We start from the raw sequence: 14,691 nt of genomic DNA, 5'->3' as shown, positions 1-14,691 counted from the left end.
TCAGGCGGTGAAGCGGCCCGTGCGCTTGATCTCCGGGTAGTCGGTCGTCGCGCCGTCCAGCCCGAGCGCACGGACCAGCCGCAGCTGGTCCTGGGTGTTGACCACCCAGCCGATGATCCGCAGATCGGCCTTGCGGGCGCGCTCGACGATCTCCAGGGTGAGCCGCCGGATGTCGAGGCAGACCGTCGCGGCGCCCGCCTCGGTGGCCCGGTCCACCACGTCGGTGCCGTACCTGCTCGCGACCAGCGCGGTGCGCACCCCGGGCACCAGCCGCGCGATCTCCGCGATCGCCTCGTCGTGGAACGAGGACACCTCCACCCGGGACACCAGGTCGCGCCGGTGCATCACCTCGGCCAGCGCCCGGGCCGCCGCCACGTCCTTGATCTCCGCCTGCAACGGCGACCGCACGGCGTCCAGCACCTCCTCGAACACCGGGACGCGCTCCCCGCGTCCCGCGTCCAGGGTGCGCAGCTCGGCGAGGGTCCGGTCGGCGATCGGACCGGTCCCGTCGGTCGTGCGGTCCACCTTGGCGTCGTGCATGACCACCAGAGCACCGTCCTTGCTCAGGTGGAGGTCGAGTTCGATGAGATCGAGGCCGGCCTGCTCGGCGGCGACGAAGGAACGGAGAGTGTTCTCGGGCTCGACGCCCATGACTCCGCGGTGACCGATGGTAAGGAAGTTCAAGGTTCAACTCGCTTCCGTCGACGGCGGCTCGGCAGTCGCGCGGACCGGCCCGGACCTCGCTGTCCACGCGGCGGAACCGCCAGCCTAACGGCCTGGTCCGCCGATGGACCCGCGCGTACACGGGGGATTGGGGTGACGCGCACGGGGCAGGCGGCCCGGACCCACGGTGATCGCCACCAGGCGCGAGGCGGTTCCCCGGCCCGTGGAACGGCCGGATTCCCACCCTGCCGCCGCGGGGCCGACCGCACGGCCCCGCGGAGTGGAAGTGAGTGCTGTCACGGTTTACGGCAGGAAAAAGAGCGGTTACCAGGCGGTGCCACAGGATGATTTCCGGATGGTCCCCTTGCTGGGAGAAACCGTGTACGCATACGGTGTCCTTACGCGAGCTTGTCCCGTGGAGGATGGAACATGACGGAAATTCTTGTGCAGGTGGGTTCCGAGGAGCGGATTCCTCCCGTGACCAGGGTGATCGAGCACCCGGCGTGGCCCGTGCTCAAGGAAGCCGTGGAGCAGATCCGGCCATGGCAGTCCAAGGACGGCTCGATCGACTTCGAGGCCGAGGACGCACCCTCCTGTCAGGACGCCGAGGGCGCGGTAGGCCGAGTGGTGGACGCGGTCGAGCGGCTCGCCCCGCTGCTCCCGCACGACGCCGCGTACCACGAGGCCCTGGTGAAGGACCTGCGCCGCTGGGCCGACGGCGGCTTCGGGGTCCCCGACTTCCTCGACTCCCTCCTCGCCTTCCAGCCGGCGGCCGACCGCGCGGACGGGCTCCAGCACCTCGTGGTGTTCGCGATGTACACGCAGAACGGCAACCCGGACCGCAACCTGGAGGCGGTCGTGCTGCGCATGGTCTGGCCGCAGTGGCTGGCCGAGCTGGAGCGCACCCGCTACGACAACCCGCTCTTCTGCGGCATCACCTTCGAGGACTTCACGTCCGGCTACGACACCAACTCGGCGGTCCTCTTCCCGGAGACCATCGCCGTCCGTGAGGCGCCGGAACGTTTCACCTGGGGTGGCATCTTCTGCGACCGCGAGGCCGCCCGCTTCCGCCGCGTCACCGACGCCGCCGTGGGCATCCTCGGTCTTGAGCTGCCCGAGGACGTCGCCGCCATGGTCCACGACCAGAAGCGCTGCGAGGAGGCGTTCGTGCTGTGGGACATGGTCCACGACCGCACCCACAGCCACGGCGACCTGCCCTTCGACCCATTCATGATCAAGCAGCGCCAGCCGTTCTGGATGTACGGCCTGGAGGAGCTGCGCTGCGACCTCACCGCCTTCAAGGAGGCCGTGAAGCTCCAGGCGGACGGCGTCCCGCAGGCCCGTGACGTGCAGTACGCGGTGCTCTTCGACCGGATGTTCCGCTTCCCGGTCACCGGCGAGCGGGTGCGCAACTACGACGGCCTCGGCGGCCAGCTGCTCTTCGCCTACCTGCACAGGCACGACGTCGTGCGCTGGACGGACAACAAGCTGCACATCGACTGGGACCGCGCTCCGCAGGTCACCAACCAGCTGTGCGACGAGATCGAGAAGCTCTACCGCGACGGCATCGACCGCCCGAAGCTGGTGCACTGGTTCGCCGGCTACGAACTGGTCGCCACGTACCTCTCCCCGCACCCCGGTTCCCGGTGGGCCAAGGGCCCCGACGCCCTGGATCTGACCCAGCCCCCGCGGAAACTCGTGGATGACGTGCTTCCGGACGAGTTTCCGCTGAGCATGTTCTACGAGGCACTGTCCAAGAAGCTGAAGAACGTGATCGCCTCCACCAAGGGCATCACGGCGGACGGGGCCGAGCGGGTCGCCGCGTGAGCGACCGCGTCCGGAACACTGCTCAGGAGGCGAGGACCATGGGGAACGGGACTCTCAGCGGTGCGGTGATCGCGGTGGCCGGCGCGGGCGGGCCCGCGGGCCGGGCGGCGCTGCTGCGACTCGCCGAGGCGGGCGCGACCGTCGTCGGCGCGGACAACGACCCGCAGCGGCTCTCGGAGGCCGTCGACGCCGCGCGCTACGCGTCCGGCGGCGCCACCGTCACCGGGGACACGGTCGACCTGCTGGACCTGAGGTCCACCCGCGACTGGGCCACCCACATCGAGAACGACTTCGGGCGCGTCGACGGACTGGTCCACCTCGTGGGCGGCTGGCGCGGCAGCGAGACGTTCACCAAGACCAGCCTGGACGACTGGGACTTCCTGGAGCTGCTGCTGGTCAAGACGGTGCAGCACACCTCGCTCGCCTTCCACGAGGCGCTCCAGCGCAGCGAGCGCGGCCGGTACGTGCTGATCAGCGCCGCGGGCGCGAGCAGGCCGACCGCGGGCAACGCGGCGTACGCGGCGGCCAAGGCCGCAGCCGAGGCGTGGACGCTGGCCATGGCCGACTTCTTCCGCAAGGCGGGGATCTCGGAGGGCGCCGAGGGGCCCACGTCGGCGGCTGCGATCCTGGTGGTGAAGGCGTTGGTGCACGAGGCCATGCGTGCCGAGCGGCCCAACGCGAAGTTCGCGGGCTTCACGGACGTCGGGGACCTCGCCGAGGCCATCGTCGACGTCTGGAGCAAGCCCGCCGCCGAAGTGAACGGAAACCGTCTGTGGCTGACCGAGAAGCCGTGAACCCTCCCAGGACCGACGCGCGTCGCCATCACGACCCCGAGGTCCGCGGTTTCGCCAGTGACAACTACGCCGGGGCGCACCCCGAGGTGCTCGCCGCCCTGGCCCTCGCCAACGGCGGCCACCAGGTCTCCTACGGCGAGGACGCCTACACGGAGAACCTCCAGCGGATCGTCCGCAGCTACTTCGGCGCGACGGCCGAGGCGTTCCCGGTCTTCAACGGCACCGGCGCCAACGTCGTCGCGCTCCAGGCGCTCACCGACCGCTGGGGCGCGGTGATCTGCGCCGAGAGCGCGCACATCAACGTCGACGAGGGCGGCGCCCCCGAGCGCATGGCCGGCATCAAGCTCCTCACGGTGCCCACACCCGACGGCAAGCTCACGCCCGAACTGATCGACCGGCAGGCGTACGGCTGGGAGGACGAGCACCGCGCCATGCCGCAGGCCGTCTCGATCACCCAGAGCACCGAGCTGGGCACCGTCTACACACCGGACGAGATCCGCGCCATATGCGAGCACGCGCACGCGCGCGGCATGACCGTCCACGTGGACGGCTCCCGGCTCGCCAACGCCGCCGCGTCCCTGGACGTCCCGATGCGCACGTTCACCAACGCCGTCGGTGTCGACGTCCTGTCGCTCGGCGGGACGAAGAACGGCGCACTGTTCGCCGAGGCCGTCGTGGTCCTCAACCAGGACGCCGTGCGCCGGATGAGGCACGTGCGCAAGATGTCCATGCAGCTCGCCTCCAAGATGCGCTTCGTCTCCGTGCAGTTGGAGGCGCTGCTCGCCAAGGACCTGTGGCTGCGCAACGCCCGGCACGCCAACGGGATGGCGCGGCGCCTGGCCGAGGGCGCGAGGGCGGTGCACGGGGTCGAGATCCTGCATCCCGTGCAGGCCAACGGGGTGTTCGCGAAGCTGCCGCACGACGTGGCGGAACGGCTCCAGAAGCGGTTCCGGTTCTACTTCTGGGACGAGTCCGAGGGTGTCGTGCGCTGGATGTGCGCCTACGACACGACCGAGGACGACGTGGACGCGTTCGTGGCCGCGCTCAAGGAGGAGATGGCGCGCTAGCCGGAGCCGTCTTCGCAGTTCTGCATAGGTATGCGGTCACCCGAAAAATCATTGACGCTCGGGTGATCGCTTTCCTATGCTCTGCCGACATGGAGCTGATCCAGCAGAACCCCGACCTGTCCGTCTACTTGGCCGCCGACGAGGCAATCGACCATGAGCATCCGCTGGTGCGGCGGACGGCCGCGCGGCTGGCCAAGGATGCCGAGGACTCGTATGCCTATGCACGCCTCGCGTTCGAGTTCGTCCGGGACGCCGTCACCCACTCCCAGGACGTCGGTGACCCCCGGGTGACCTGGCGCGCGTCGGACGTGCTGGAGCAGGGCACCGGCATCTGCTACGCCAAGGCCCACGCGCTCGCCGCGCTGCTGCGGGCCGAGGACATCCCCACCGCGCTCTGCTACCAGCGGTTCGACGTGGTGCACGGCCTGGTCGCCGTCCGCTTCCACGGGGCCTGGCACCGGCAGGACCCGCGCGGCAACAAGCCAGGAGTGGACGCGCAGTTCTCCCTCCAGGGCGAGCGGCTGGCCTGGGTGCCGGATCCGGCGTCCAATGAGTTGGACCACCCGGTCCTGTACGCTCGACCCCATCCGGCGGTCCTCGGCGTCCTGAAGGCCGCCCCCGACCGGTCCGCCCTGTGGAAGACGCTCCCCACCGCACTCTGAGGCCAGACAGATGCCCCTCACGCTCACCGTGTCCGACGAGGTGCGCGCCCTCGCGCCCGGCTTCACCCACCTCGCCGTCGAGGCGCACGGCCTGGTCAACGGGCCCAGCACCGAGGAGAGTTCGGCGCTCCTCGACGACGCGGCCCGCCGCCTCGCCGTACGCCTGGACGGACGCGCCCCGCACGAGGACCCGCACCTGGCCGCCTGGCGCGCGGCCTACACCGCGTTCGGCTCCAAGCCGTCACGCACCCGCAACTCCGCCGAGGCGCTGGCGAAGAGAGCGCTGTCCGACGCCGGGCTGCCCCGGATCAACGTGCTCGTGGACCTCTACAACGCGATCAGCGTCGCGCATCTGATCCCGGTCGGCGGTGAGGACCTCGACCTCATCCGCGGTGACATGCGGCTCGTGCGGGCGAGCGGCGGCGAGGACTTCGTGACGACGGCCGGCGGCGAGGAGGCCGTCGAGCACCCCGACGCGGGAGAGGTGGTGTGGCGCGACGAGGCCGGTGTGACCTGCCGCCGCTGGAACTGGCGCCAGGGCCCGCGGACCCGCCTCACGGAGGGGACGACCTCCGCCCTCTTCCTCCTGGAGAGCCTAGCCCCGATGCCCGTCGACGAGTTGAGCGCCGCGGCGGCGGAACTCGTGGAACTGCTGGGGAAGTTCAGCCCCGGGGCGAGCGTCGAGGCGGGGGAGCCGGTCGGCGCCGCCGGCTGAACCCCCGGGCGCGGCTCAGTGCGCCTCGGCCGCGCGCAGCTGCTCCTGCGTGGGGGCCGTGCCGCCGAGGTGGGACGGCAGCCACCAGGTGTCGTCCGTGTCCCTGGGGCGGCCGGGATAGGCGCGCTGCGCGGCCTCCAGCAACTCCTGGACGCGCTCGCGCAGTCGGCGGGTGATGGCGCCCGCGTACTGCTCGCGGGACGCCTCGACGGCCTCGCCGACCCGGACGGTCACCGGCAGGTGGCTGCGCCGGAAGTTGCGCGGGTGCCCCTTGGTCCACAGCCGCTGCGTGCCCCACACCGCCATCGGCACCAGCGGGACCCCGGCGTCCTGGGCGAGCCGCGCCGCACCGGACTTGAAGCTCTTGAGCGTGAAGGACTCCGAGATGGTGGCCTCGGGGAAGACCCCGACGACCTCGCCGGAGCGCAGCGAGTCCAGCGCGTGCGCGTACGCCGCCTCACCCTGCTTGCGGTCCACCGGGATGTGCTTCATCCCGCGCATCAGCGGCCCGGACACCTTGTGCCGGAACACGGACTCCTTCGCCATGAACCGCACCAGCCGCTTCTGCGGGAGGGCCGCGAGGCCGTTGAAGACGAAGTCCAGGTAGCTGATGTGATTGCTCACCAGCACCGCGCCGCCGGAGCGCGGGATGTTCTCCGACCCCTTGCAGTCGATCCCGAGGTCCCAGACCTTGAACAACGTCTTGGCGAAACCGATGACGGGACGGTAGACCAGGTCTGCCATGCGGGGGACCGGACCCTTTCTGCTCTGCCGGGGAAAGGGGCTCCCAGCGGGTAACTTACGCAGCCGTAGGTTTACGGCGTCTCGCAGATCGTGCCCGAAGAACGGACGGGGAGCCAGTCCCGGTGCCGCGGTTCGGCGAGATCCTCGTCACGTCGGCCCAGTTTTCACCTCGGTGTTTTCATCTTCCTTTACTCCGTACGCACCGTCATCCGCCGGACCAGGAGGAACATCTCGCACCCCAGGCAGTACCCGAAGGCGGCGTTGAGGAAGGCCGCCGAGAGCGCCGCGCCGGTCGCCGCGAGCCCCAGCCACTCAGGGCCCAGCGTGTAGCCCACGAGCCCGAGACCGGCGAAGACGAGCCCCACCGCCTGGGCGAACCGCGGCGGTTCGGGCGCCTCGAACGCGGTCGGCGGCCCGATGCGCGGCCGTATCACCCCGCGGAACAGGAAGCCGTACGGCGAACTGCCCACCCCGCCCGCCGCGCCCAGCGCGAACGCGAGCGTCTGCCAGGCCAGCAGCCAGGCGCTGCCGGTGACCAGCACCGCGGCCAGTACGACCGTCGTCACGGCCGCACCGAAGCGCGGCCCCCTCACGTCGATGTCCATGAATCCAGCATTCCGCACGGAAAACGAGCCGGGGGTCCGGGAATCTTTGCAGTCTCGTGAACGCTTGTGCAGTGGATGACCGGACTGGTGGTGTGCGTCGCGGTGCTCGTCCTGGCGAGCGCCTACGGAGTGCTGCACAAGCGGCGGAGCGGGAGAGTACGGGTGCGCGGGCGGGACGACGGACGGCGGCTCGGCGCGGCCGAGCTGGGCGGCGACCTCGGCGAGCGGGCCACGCTCGTCCAGTTCTCGAGCGCGTTCTGCGCACCCTGCCGGGCGACCCGGCGGGTCCTCGGCGAGGTGGCCGAGCTGGTCCCCGGGGTGGCCCACATCGAGATCGACGCGGAGGCCCACCTCGGTCTGGTGCGGGAGCTCGACATCCTCAAGACGCCCACCGTGCTCGTGCTCGACGCGGACGGCCGGGTGGTGCGGCGGGCCACGGGACAGCCGCGCAAGGCCGACGTGATCGCGGCCCTGGGAGAGGCGGTCTGAGGATCGTGCGGCTGATGGTGAGACATCTCCCCCATGTCGGGAGACGCTTGACCGTGCGCACCATCTGTCGTCAGCCTGACCCCATGCCCAGGGAACTCCTTCTCCACGGCCGGGCGCACGTCGACCTGGTCCGCACCGCGAGCGCCTGCTGTCCGGGCCGTTGAACGGCATCGGCCCCGCTCGTCACCTCCCCCAGAAGGACAACTCCATGACGGCCACCCCCGGCCTCGGCACCTTCCTCCCCGCCTCGCCCGACCTGCTGCGCTCGACGTTCCGCCGGCACGCCGCGGGGGTCGCGGTGATCACCGCCTGCGGCGCCTCGGGCCCCGTCGGCTTCACCGCCACCTCCCTCACCTCCGTCTCCGCCGAGCCCCCGATGCTCTCCTTCGGCATCGGTGTCGGCGCCTCCAGCTGGCCCGCGGTGTCCGAGACCGAACACGTCGGCGTCCACATACTCGGCGAGCACCAGGGGGAACTGGCGGCCACCTTCGCCCGCAGCGGCGCCGACCGCTTCGGTGCCCCGACCGCGTGGCGGGAGGGCCCGGAAGGCGTACCCGTCCTGGACGGTGTGCTCGCCTGGCTCGTGTGCCGGATCGTCGGCCGGGTCCCCGCGGGTGATCACCGGATCGTGCTGGCCGAAGTGGTCCTCGGGGACCCCTCGGGCACCGGCCGGCCCCTTCTCTACCACCAGGGCCGCTTCACCGCGCTGCGCGACTGACCGCTCCCGGCTCCGCTGCGGAGGTGTCCGATTCCGGTTACGCTGCGTTGCGAAGGTCACAGTTCAAAGCGCTTGCTCAGCGGGAACGAACTGGGTGTACTGACGAGTAATATTTTGGTGGGAGCGCGCGGCCGACCCGACCGTGATCGGCCGCATCAGGCGCCTATGCTGCCTGCAAGAGGCAGCCCAGAACAGACGATGCAGTAGGAGAGCCGGCGTGAGCTTGAGGATCGTTGTCACTGTGAAGTACGTGCCCGACGCCACTGGCGACCGGCACTTCGCCGATGACCTGACCGTCGACCGCGACGACGTGGACGGTCTGCTCTCCGAGCTGGACGAGTACGCGGTCGAGCAGGCCCTCCAGATCGCCGAGAACGCGGACGACGCCGAGATCACCGTGCTGACCGTGGGCCCGGAGGACGCCAAGGACGCGCTGCGCAAGGCGCTGTCGATGGGCGCCGACAAGGCCATCCACGTCGAGGACGACGACCTGCACGGCACGGACGTCATGGGCACCTCCCTCGTGCTGGCCAGGGCGATCGAGAAGGCCGGCTTCGACCTGGTGATCTCCGGCATGGCCTCCACCGACGGCACCGCGGGCGTGGTCCCGGCGCTGCTCGCGGAGCGTCTGGGCGTCCCGCAGGTCACGCTGCTGTCCGAGGTGTCGGTCGAGGACGGCACCGTCAAGGGCCGCCGTGACGGCGACGCCGCCTCCGAGCAGTTGGAGGCCGCGCTGCCCGCGGTCGTCTCCGTCACCGACCAGTCGGGCGAGGCGCGTTACCCCTCCTTCAAGGGCATCATGGCGGCCAAGAAGAAGCCGGTTCAGTCCTGGGACCTGTCCGACCTGGACATCGAGGCCGAGGAGGTCGGTCTCGACGGCGCCTGGACGAAGGTCGACGGCGCCACCGAGCGTCCGGCGCGGACGGCCGGCACGATCGTCAAGGACGAGGGCGAGGGCGGCAAGCAGCTCGCCGCCTTCCTCGCGGAGCGCAAATTCGTGTGATGCGGCCTGGCGGGCCAGAAGTTCATCTGACGCCCGCGCCCGCCGAACGCCCCTCAACTGATCCGAGCAGGAGAGTTACCCCATGGCTGAAGTCCTCGTCTACGTCGACCACGTGGACGGCGCCGTCCGCAAGCCCACCCTGGAGCTGCTGACCCTGGCCCGCCGCATCGGCGAGCCGGTCGCCGTCGCCCTCGGCAACGGCGCGGGCGACACCGCAGCCGCGCTGGCCGAGCACGGCGCGGTCAAGGTCCTCACCCACGAGGCCGCCGAGTACGCCGACTACCTGGTCGTCCCGAAGGTGGACGCCCTCCAGGCCGCCTACGAGGCCGTCTCCCCGGCCGCCGTCCTGGTGCCGTCCTCGGCCGAGGGCAAGGAGATCGCCGCCCGTCTGGCGCTGCGCATCGGCTCCGGCATCATCACCGACGCCGTCGACCTGGAGGCCGGCGACGAGGGCCCGGTGGCCACCCAGTCGGTGTTCGCCGCCTCGTTCACCACCACGTCCCGTGTCGTCAAGGGCACCGCGGTCATCACGGTCAAGCCCAACAGCGCCGCCGTCGAACCGGCCCCGGCCGCCGGCGCGGTCGAGGCGCTGGCCGTGTCCTTCTCCGAGAAGGCGACCGGCACCAGGGTGACGGGCCGTACGCCGCGCGAGTCGACCGGTCGTCCCGAGCTGACCGAGGCCGCGATCGTGGTCTCCGGTGGCCGCGGTGTGGGCGGCGCGGACAACTTCGCGGTCATCGAGGCGCTGGCCGACTCGCTCGGCGCGGCCGTCGGCGCCTCGCGCGCCGCGGTGGACGCGGGCTGGTACCCGCACACCAACCAGGTCGGCCAGACCGGCAAGTCCGTCTCCCCGCAGCTGTACATCGCCTCCGGCATCTCCGGCGCGATCCAGCACCGCGCGGGCATGCAGACCTCGAAGACGATCGTGGCGGTCAACAAGGACGCCGAGGCCCCGATCTTCGACCTCGTCGACTACGGCGTGGTGGGCGACCTGTTCGACGTCGTCCCCCAGCTCACCGAGGAGATCAACACCCGCAAGGGCTGATCGCCGCCGGCCCGTCCGAGGCCCCCGTGACCGCACCGGTCACGGGGGCCTCGGCTCATCCCAGGGTTAGCGACACCCGCACGGGCAGATGGTCGCTGGGGAACTGACCGCCGCGGGAGAAGGTGTCGACCGAGGCCCGGTGGACGCCGACGCCGCGTGTGGCCAGGATCCAGTCGATGCGGTCACCGCCCGGCACGAGCGGCCGGTAGCCGTGGAACGTCGCGTACAGCGGGCCGCGTTCGGCCGCCGTGTCCCAGGTGTCGGTGAGCCCGGAGGCCAGCAGGACGTCGTAGGCGGGATTGCCGTGCGCCGCCGCGTTGAAGTCACCGGTCAGCAGGAACGGCAGCGGGGCGAACTCCGCGGCCCGCAGCGCGAGGAGGGCCGCGGAGTGCTCGCGGGCGGACTGGCTCGCGTGGTCGAAGTGGGTGTTGAGGACGACGAACTCACCGCCGTCGCGCCGGTCGCGGAAGCGGACCCAGGTGGCGACCCGGGGGAACGCGGCACCCCAGGTGTTGGAACCGATCACCTTCGGGGTGTCGGACAGCCAGAAGGTGTCGTGCTCGACGGGGACCAGGCGCCGGGTGTCGTAGTAGACGGCCGTGGACTCGTCGTGGCTGCCGCCCTCCCGGCCGGTGCCGATCCACTCGTAGTGCGGCCCGAGATCGGCGTCGATGTCGCGCAGTTGCTGGTACAGGCCCTCCTGGGTGCCGAGGACGTGCGGGGCGGCGCGGCACAGCAGCTCACGCATCACCGGGCGGCGGACCGCCCAGCTGTGCGGCTCCTTCGTGCTCGCGAAACGCAGGTTGAACGTCATGACGTCCAGGGGGTGGCGGGGCGGCCGGGCCCGCCGCAGCGGCCGGGCGGCACGGGCCGTCCGGGCCGCCGAGGCGGCCGGCACCGAACCGAGGACCGGGACGACCAGGGCGGCGGCCAGCGCCGTGCGCAGACCCTTGCGGCGCGTCATTCTGTGATTGTCCGGCATGAGTTTCCCTCCCGACGGCTCAGGATGCGGGGGCGGACTCCGGTCACGAAAGGGGGCGTAGAGGTGATCGGCATGCGGGGTGAACACGGCGGCTCGGCCCGTGGACGGGGTGTTGACCAGCGAGAAGCCGCCCGGATAACTTCGTTCTACGGATTGTTGATTCCGCAGAGCGGAAAACGGAGGTCGGGATGGGGCAGCAGGAGACGGTGACGACAAGTCTCGCGGGCGCCGTCGGCGAGGAGATCGGCGCCTTCCTCGCCCCGGTCGACGCCGAACTCGCCCGCGCCTATCCCGGGGACCCCGGCACCCGGCAGCCCGTCCACACCGTGTACGTCCCCGCCGACGCCCTCACCGCCGGGACGATCCGCTCCTGGGGCGGGCAGGCCCTCGCCGCGCTCGACGAACACGCCCCGGACGCCGCCTCCTTCGCGGCCGTCCTCGGCCTGCGGGACGACCTCGCCGAGCCGGTGTACTCCCGGGTCCGCGCCAAGCTGGAGCGCGAACCCGTCGAGGACCTGCGCATCGACTTCGAGGACGGCTACGGGAACCGGCCCGACGCCGAGGAGGACGCGGCGGCCGCCCGCGCCGCGCGGCTCGTCGCCGACGCGTACCGGGACGGCACGGCGGCCCCGTACACCGGCATCCGCATGAAGTGCCTGGAGGCCGCCGTCCGCGACCGGGGCATCCGCACCCTCGACGTCTTCCTCTCCGGACTGCTGGAGGCGGGCGGCCTGCCCGAGGGGCTGCTCCTGACCCTGCCCAAGGTGACGTACGCCGAGCAGGTCACCGCCATGGCGCGCATCCTCGCGGCGTTCGAGAAGGCGCGCGGACTCGCGCCCGGCAGGCTCGGCTTCGAGATCCAGATCGAGACCAGCCAGTCCATCCTGGCCGGCGACGGCACCGCCACCGTCGCCCGCATGATCCGCGCCGCCGAGGGCCGCGCCACCGGGCTGCACTACGGCACCTTCGACTACAGCGCCTGCCTCGGCGTCTCCGCCGCGTACCAGGCGAGCGACCATCCGGCCGCCGACCACGCCAAGGCGGTCATGCAGGTCGCGGCGGCGGGCACGGGCGTACGGCTGTCGGACGGCTCCACCAACGTGCTGCCCGTCGGCCCCGCCGAGCAGGTCCACGACGCCTGGCGCCTCCACTACGGGCTCACCCGCCGCGCCCTGGCCCGCGCCTACTACCAGGGCTGGGACATGCACCCCGGACACCTGCCCACCCGCTACGCCGCCGTCTTCGCCTTCTACCGCGAGGGCTTCGAACAGGCCGCCGCCCGCCTCGCCCGGTACGCGAACCACGCCACCGGCGACGTCATGGACGAACCCGCCACCGCCAAGGCCCTCAGCGGCCATCTGCTCCGCGGCCTCGACTGCGGCGCCCTCGACCTCCCCGAGGTCACCGACGCGACGGGCCTGACGAGGACCGCCCTGGAGGCCTACGCGGCCCCGCGCGGGGGCGATCCGACGGCCGTCGAGGCGTAAGGGGCCTACTCGGCCGCGAGGTTCGGGCGGGCCTCGCGGACGTGGCGCTCCAGGCCCGAGGCCGTCACCCGGCCCTCCCGCGCGAACAGGCGGGTGCCCTGCTCGCAGAGGGCGCGTTTCGCACGAGCGTTGGAGACGAACTCCTCCGGCGTGGCACCGAACAGGTCCCGCAGACCGGCGGATTCCGCGAGGAGTTCGGTGAGCAGCGGGCGCTGCCCGGGGTGTTCACGTGGCTCGCCGGCGCCGTCGTGGAGCACACCGTGCCGGTTGACGTACACGAACGCCCCCGGCAGCGGCTCCCCGGCCTCCGGCTCGACCCGGACCTCCGGACCGGGCACCCAGGCGCGGTCGTACGCCGTCTCGCTCGCGTCGATCACGGCGAGCTGCCGTGCGTCGAACCACGTCACGAACAACTCCCGCACCGCGCCCGGCGCGTGGAACGGCGACGCGGACACGTACCCCATCACGCTCACGTGCGCCGAGACCCCGACCCCCAGCCCCGTGACCCGGCACCGCACCAGCGGAACCGGCGAGCCGATCCCCGACTCGGCCATCTTGTGCCGCAGTTGCCCCGGACAGGCGTTGGACCCGACGGCCAGCACCGGGGTGCGCCCGGCCAGCAGGGCACCGTCGGAGGCGTCGAACGGCAGCAGCCGGCCCCCGTCCAGGACTCCCGACTCCGCCGGCCACACCCCCGGATACAGCAACGGCCACTCGCGGGGCGCCAGATGCACGCCCAGCGCCTCCAGGCTCAGCCCGTCGCCCACCGCTCGTCAGTCCGCGGGGGGCAGTTCCCCGGACCCCCGGGTGATCAGCCGCGTGGGCAGTTCGATGCGCTCCGGCGCGATGAGGTCGCCCTCCAGCTGGCGGAAGAGGCGGTCCGCCGCCGTGCGTCCGAGCGCGGCCGCGTCCTGCGCCACCACCGTGACCCCCGGGTCGAGCAGGTCCGCGAGCTCGATGTCGTCGAAGCCGACCAGCGCCACCGGCCGGTCCTGCTCGGCGAGGACGCGGATCACCGTGACGGTGACACGGTTGTTGCCCGCGAAGACCGCGGTCACCGGGGAGGGCCCGGCGAGCATGTCTATCGTCGCCTGCCGCACCCGCTCGGGATCGGTGGCCCCCAGTGACATCCAGCTGTCCTCGACCGTTGTCCCGGCGTCGTCCATCGCCGCCCGGTACCCGCGCAGCCGCTCGGCCGCCGTGTGGATGCTGGGCATGTCACCGATGAACCCGATCCTGCGGTGACCGTGCGCGATGAGGTGGGCGACCCCGTCCCGCGCCCCGCCGAAGTTGTCCGACAGCACCACGTCCGCGTCGATCTTTCCCGCCGGGCGGTCCACGAACACGGTCGCGATGCCCGCCCTCATCTCCGGCTCCAGGTACCGGTGGTCCCGGCCGGCCGGAATGATCACGAGTCCGTCCACGCGCCGCGCGCACAGCGCGAGCGCGAGCTCCTGCTCCCGGTCCGGGTCCTCCGCGCTGGAGCCGTTGATCAGCAGTGCGCCGTGCGACCGGGCGACCTCCTCGACCGCGCGGCTCAGCGGGCCGTAGAACGGGTCGGCGAGGTCCTCCAGGACCAGCCCGATGCTCGCCGTGCGACCCTTGCGCAGCACCCGCGCGCTGTCGTTGCGGCGGAAGCCGAGCGCGTCGATGGCCTCCTGCACCCGGCGCTCGGTGTCGGGCGTGACCCCGGGCTCGCCGTTCACGACCCGGGACACCGTCTTGAGGCCCACCCCGGCGCGCGCCGCCACGTCCTTCATCGTCGGACGATTGCCGTAACGGTTTCCGGGAAGGCGTTCTGCGCGGCGGGTGGTCTCTGGCACGATGCGGCGTCCTGTCCTGTCGTCCACGGGGGGTGCGTCGGGTCCATGGGGTGATATGAGGATGTGG

General features: G+C 71.6%; 16 protein-coding genes. 10 read left to right on the top strand and 6 right to left on the bottom strand.

The window, feature by feature from the left end; genetic code table 11:
- On the bottom strand, window positions 1–684 hold the full coding sequence (locus AB0F77_RS26465; RefSeq protein ID WP_361953563.1) for a glycerophosphodiester phosphodiesterase family protein: 684 nt from the start codon (window positions 682–684) through the stop codon (window positions 1–3).
- 408 nt (window positions 685–1,092) lie between these two features.
- Between AB0F77_RS26465 and AB0F77_RS26460 the strand changes: the two genes are divergently transcribed.
- From AB0F77_RS26460 to AB0F77_RS26440, 5 genes are all read left to right on the top strand, one after another.
- Entirely contained in the window at window positions 1,093–2,490 is a 1,398-nt protein-coding gene (locus tag AB0F77_RS26460; RefSeq protein WP_361953560.1) for a DUF6421 family protein, read from the top strand.
- 38 nt (window positions 2,491–2,528) lie between these two features.
- Complete coding sequence (locus AB0F77_RS26455) at window positions 2,529–3,284, top strand: SDR family oxidoreductase (protein WP_361953557.1); 756 nt, start codon at window positions 2,529–2,531, stop codon at window positions 3,282–3,284.
- On the top strand, window positions 3,281–4,351 hold the full coding sequence (locus AB0F77_RS26450) for a low specificity L-threonine aldolase (protein ID WP_361953554.1): 1,071 nt from the start codon (window positions 3,281–3,283) through the stop codon (window positions 4,349–4,351). Before AB0F77_RS26455 ends, AB0F77_RS26450 begins: the two co-directional genes overlap by 4 nt.
- A gap of 89 nt (window positions 4,352–4,440) precedes the next feature.
- Entirely contained in the window at window positions 4,441–5,013 is a 573-nt protein-coding gene (locus tag AB0F77_RS26445; RefSeq protein ID WP_361953551.1) for a transglutaminase family protein, read from the top strand.
- 10 nt (window positions 5,014–5,023) lie between these two features.
- The gene (locus tag AB0F77_RS26440; RefSeq protein WP_361953548.1) at window positions 5,024–5,728 is read left to right on the top strand and encodes a phenylalanine--tRNA ligase beta subunit-related protein; all 705 of its coding nucleotides are present in this window, start codon (window positions 5,024–5,026) and stop codon (window positions 5,726–5,728) included.
- Between the two features lie 15 nt (window positions 5,729–5,743).
- On the opposite strand, the gene AB0F77_RS26435 is transcribed toward AB0F77_RS26440, so the two are convergent.
- Together AB0F77_RS26435 and AB0F77_RS26430 are read right to left on the bottom strand one after the other, a co-directional pair.
- On the bottom strand, window positions 5,744–6,472 hold the full coding sequence (locus tag AB0F77_RS26435) for a lysophospholipid acyltransferase family protein (RefSeq protein WP_361953545.1): 729 nt from the start codon (window positions 6,470–6,472) through the stop codon (window positions 5,744–5,746).
- A 188-nt stretch (window positions 6,473–6,660) separates the two neighbouring features.
- Window positions 6,661–7,077 (bottom strand): DUF4395 domain-containing protein, encoded by a 417-nt coding sequence (locus tag AB0F77_RS26430; RefSeq protein WP_361953542.1) that lies wholly within the window; start codon window positions 7,075–7,077, stop codon window positions 6,661–6,663.
- A 75-nt stretch (window positions 7,078–7,152) separates the two neighbouring features.
- On the opposite strand from AB0F77_RS26430, the gene AB0F77_RS26425 reads away from it, so the two are divergent.
- The 4 genes from AB0F77_RS26425 (at window position 7,153) to AB0F77_RS26410 (ending at window position 10,332) form a co-directional block, all read left to right on the top strand.
- Entirely contained in the window at window positions 7,153–7,566 is a 414-nt protein-coding gene (locus AB0F77_RS26425; RefSeq protein WP_361953539.1) for a thioredoxin family protein, read from the top strand.
- A 208-nt stretch (window positions 7,567–7,774) separates the two neighbouring features.
- The gene (locus AB0F77_RS26420) at window positions 7,775–8,284 is read left to right on the top strand and encodes a flavin reductase family protein (protein ID WP_361953536.1); all 510 of its coding nucleotides are present in this window, start codon (window positions 7,775–7,777) and stop codon (window positions 8,282–8,284) included.
- Between the two features lie 217 nt (window positions 8,285–8,501).
- The gene (locus AB0F77_RS26415; protein ID WP_361953533.1) at window positions 8,502–9,287 is read left to right on the top strand and encodes an electron transfer flavoprotein subunit beta/FixA family protein; all 786 of its coding nucleotides are present in this window, start codon (window positions 8,502–8,504) and stop codon (window positions 9,285–9,287) included.
- Window positions 9,288–9,369: 82 nt separating this feature from the next.
- Entirely contained in the window at window positions 9,370–10,332 is a 963-nt protein-coding gene (locus AB0F77_RS26410; protein ID WP_361953530.1) for an electron transfer flavoprotein subunit alpha/FixB family protein, read from the top strand.
- Between the two features lie 55 nt (window positions 10,333–10,387).
- On the opposite strand, the gene AB0F77_RS26405 is transcribed toward AB0F77_RS26410, so the two are convergent.
- The gene (locus AB0F77_RS26405) at window positions 10,388–11,314 is read right to left on the bottom strand and encodes an endonuclease/exonuclease/phosphatase family protein (protein ID WP_361953527.1); all 927 of its coding nucleotides are present in this window, start codon (window positions 11,312–11,314) and stop codon (window positions 10,388–10,390) included.
- 188 nt (window positions 11,315–11,502) lie between these two features.
- Here AB0F77_RS26405 and AB0F77_RS26400 point away from each other — a divergent pair, with 188 nt between their 5' ends.
- The gene (locus tag AB0F77_RS26400; RefSeq protein WP_361953524.1) at window positions 11,503–12,801 is read left to right on the top strand and encodes an aldolase; all 1,299 of its coding nucleotides are present in this window, start codon (window positions 11,503–11,505) and stop codon (window positions 12,799–12,801) included.
- Between the two features lie 5 nt (window positions 12,802–12,806).
- On the opposite strand, the gene AB0F77_RS26395 is transcribed toward AB0F77_RS26400, so the two are convergent.
- Together AB0F77_RS26395 and AB0F77_RS26390 are read right to left on the bottom strand one after the other, a co-directional pair.
- Window positions 12,807–13,568, bottom strand: coding sequence for a hypothetical protein (locus AB0F77_RS26395; RefSeq protein WP_361953521.1), 762 nt, complete (start codon window positions 13,566–13,568; stop codon window positions 12,807–12,809).
- Between the two features lie 6 nt (window positions 13,569–13,574).
- Window positions 13,575–14,624, bottom strand: coding sequence for a LacI family DNA-binding transcriptional regulator (locus AB0F77_RS26390; protein ID WP_361953518.1), 1,050 nt, complete (start codon window positions 14,622–14,624; stop codon window positions 13,575–13,577).
- Window positions 14,625–14,691: the final 67 nt, after the last annotated feature.

The sequence above is a fragment of the Streptomyces sp. NPDC026672 genome (assembly GCF_040638185.1).
Classification (GTDB): Bacteria; Actinomycetota; Actinomycetes; order Streptomycetales; family Streptomycetaceae; genus Streptomyces.
Note: the sequence above shows the minus strand (reverse complement) of the source record. Positions and strands in the feature narration are given on the sequence as shown.

Coding starts and splice junctions, on each gene's coding strand:
- AB0F77_RS26460 (WP_361953560.1), top strand. CDS start 1,093: ATGACGGAAATTCTTGTGCAGGTGGGTTCCGAGGAGCGGATTCCTCCC.
- AB0F77_RS26455 (WP_361953557.1), top strand. CDS start 2,529: ATGGGGAACGGGACTCTCAGCGGTGCGGTGATCGCGGTGGCCGGCGCG.
- AB0F77_RS26445 (WP_361953551.1), top strand. CDS start 4,441: ATGGAGCTGATCCAGCAGAACCCCGACCTGTCCGTCTACTTGGCCGCC.
- AB0F77_RS26440 (WP_361953548.1), top strand. CDS start 5,024: ATGCCCCTCACGCTCACCGTGTCCGACGAGGTGCGCGCCCTCGCGCCC.
- AB0F77_RS26435 (WP_361953545.1), bottom strand. CDS start 6,472: ATGGCAGACCTGGTCTACCGTCCCGTCATCGGTTTCGCCAAGACGTTG.
- AB0F77_RS26430 (WP_361953542.1), bottom strand. CDS start 7,077: ATGGACATCGACGTGAGGGGGCCGCGCTTCGGTGCGGCCGTGACGACG.
- AB0F77_RS26425 (WP_361953539.1), top strand. CDS start 7,153: ATGACCGGACTGGTGGTGTGCGTCGCGGTGCTCGTCCTGGCGAGCGCC.
- AB0F77_RS26420 (WP_361953536.1), top strand. CDS start 7,775: ATGACGGCCACCCCCGGCCTCGGCACCTTCCTCCCCGCCTCGCCCGAC.
- AB0F77_RS26410 (WP_361953530.1), top strand. CDS start 9,370: ATGGCTGAAGTCCTCGTCTACGTCGACCACGTGGACGGCGCCGTCCGC.
- AB0F77_RS26405 (WP_361953527.1), bottom strand. CDS start 11,314: ATGCCGGACAATCACAGAATGACGCGCCGCAAGGGTCTGCGCACGGCG.
- AB0F77_RS26400 (WP_361953524.1), top strand. CDS start 11,503: ATGGGGCAGCAGGAGACGGTGACGACAAGTCTCGCGGGCGCCGTCGGC.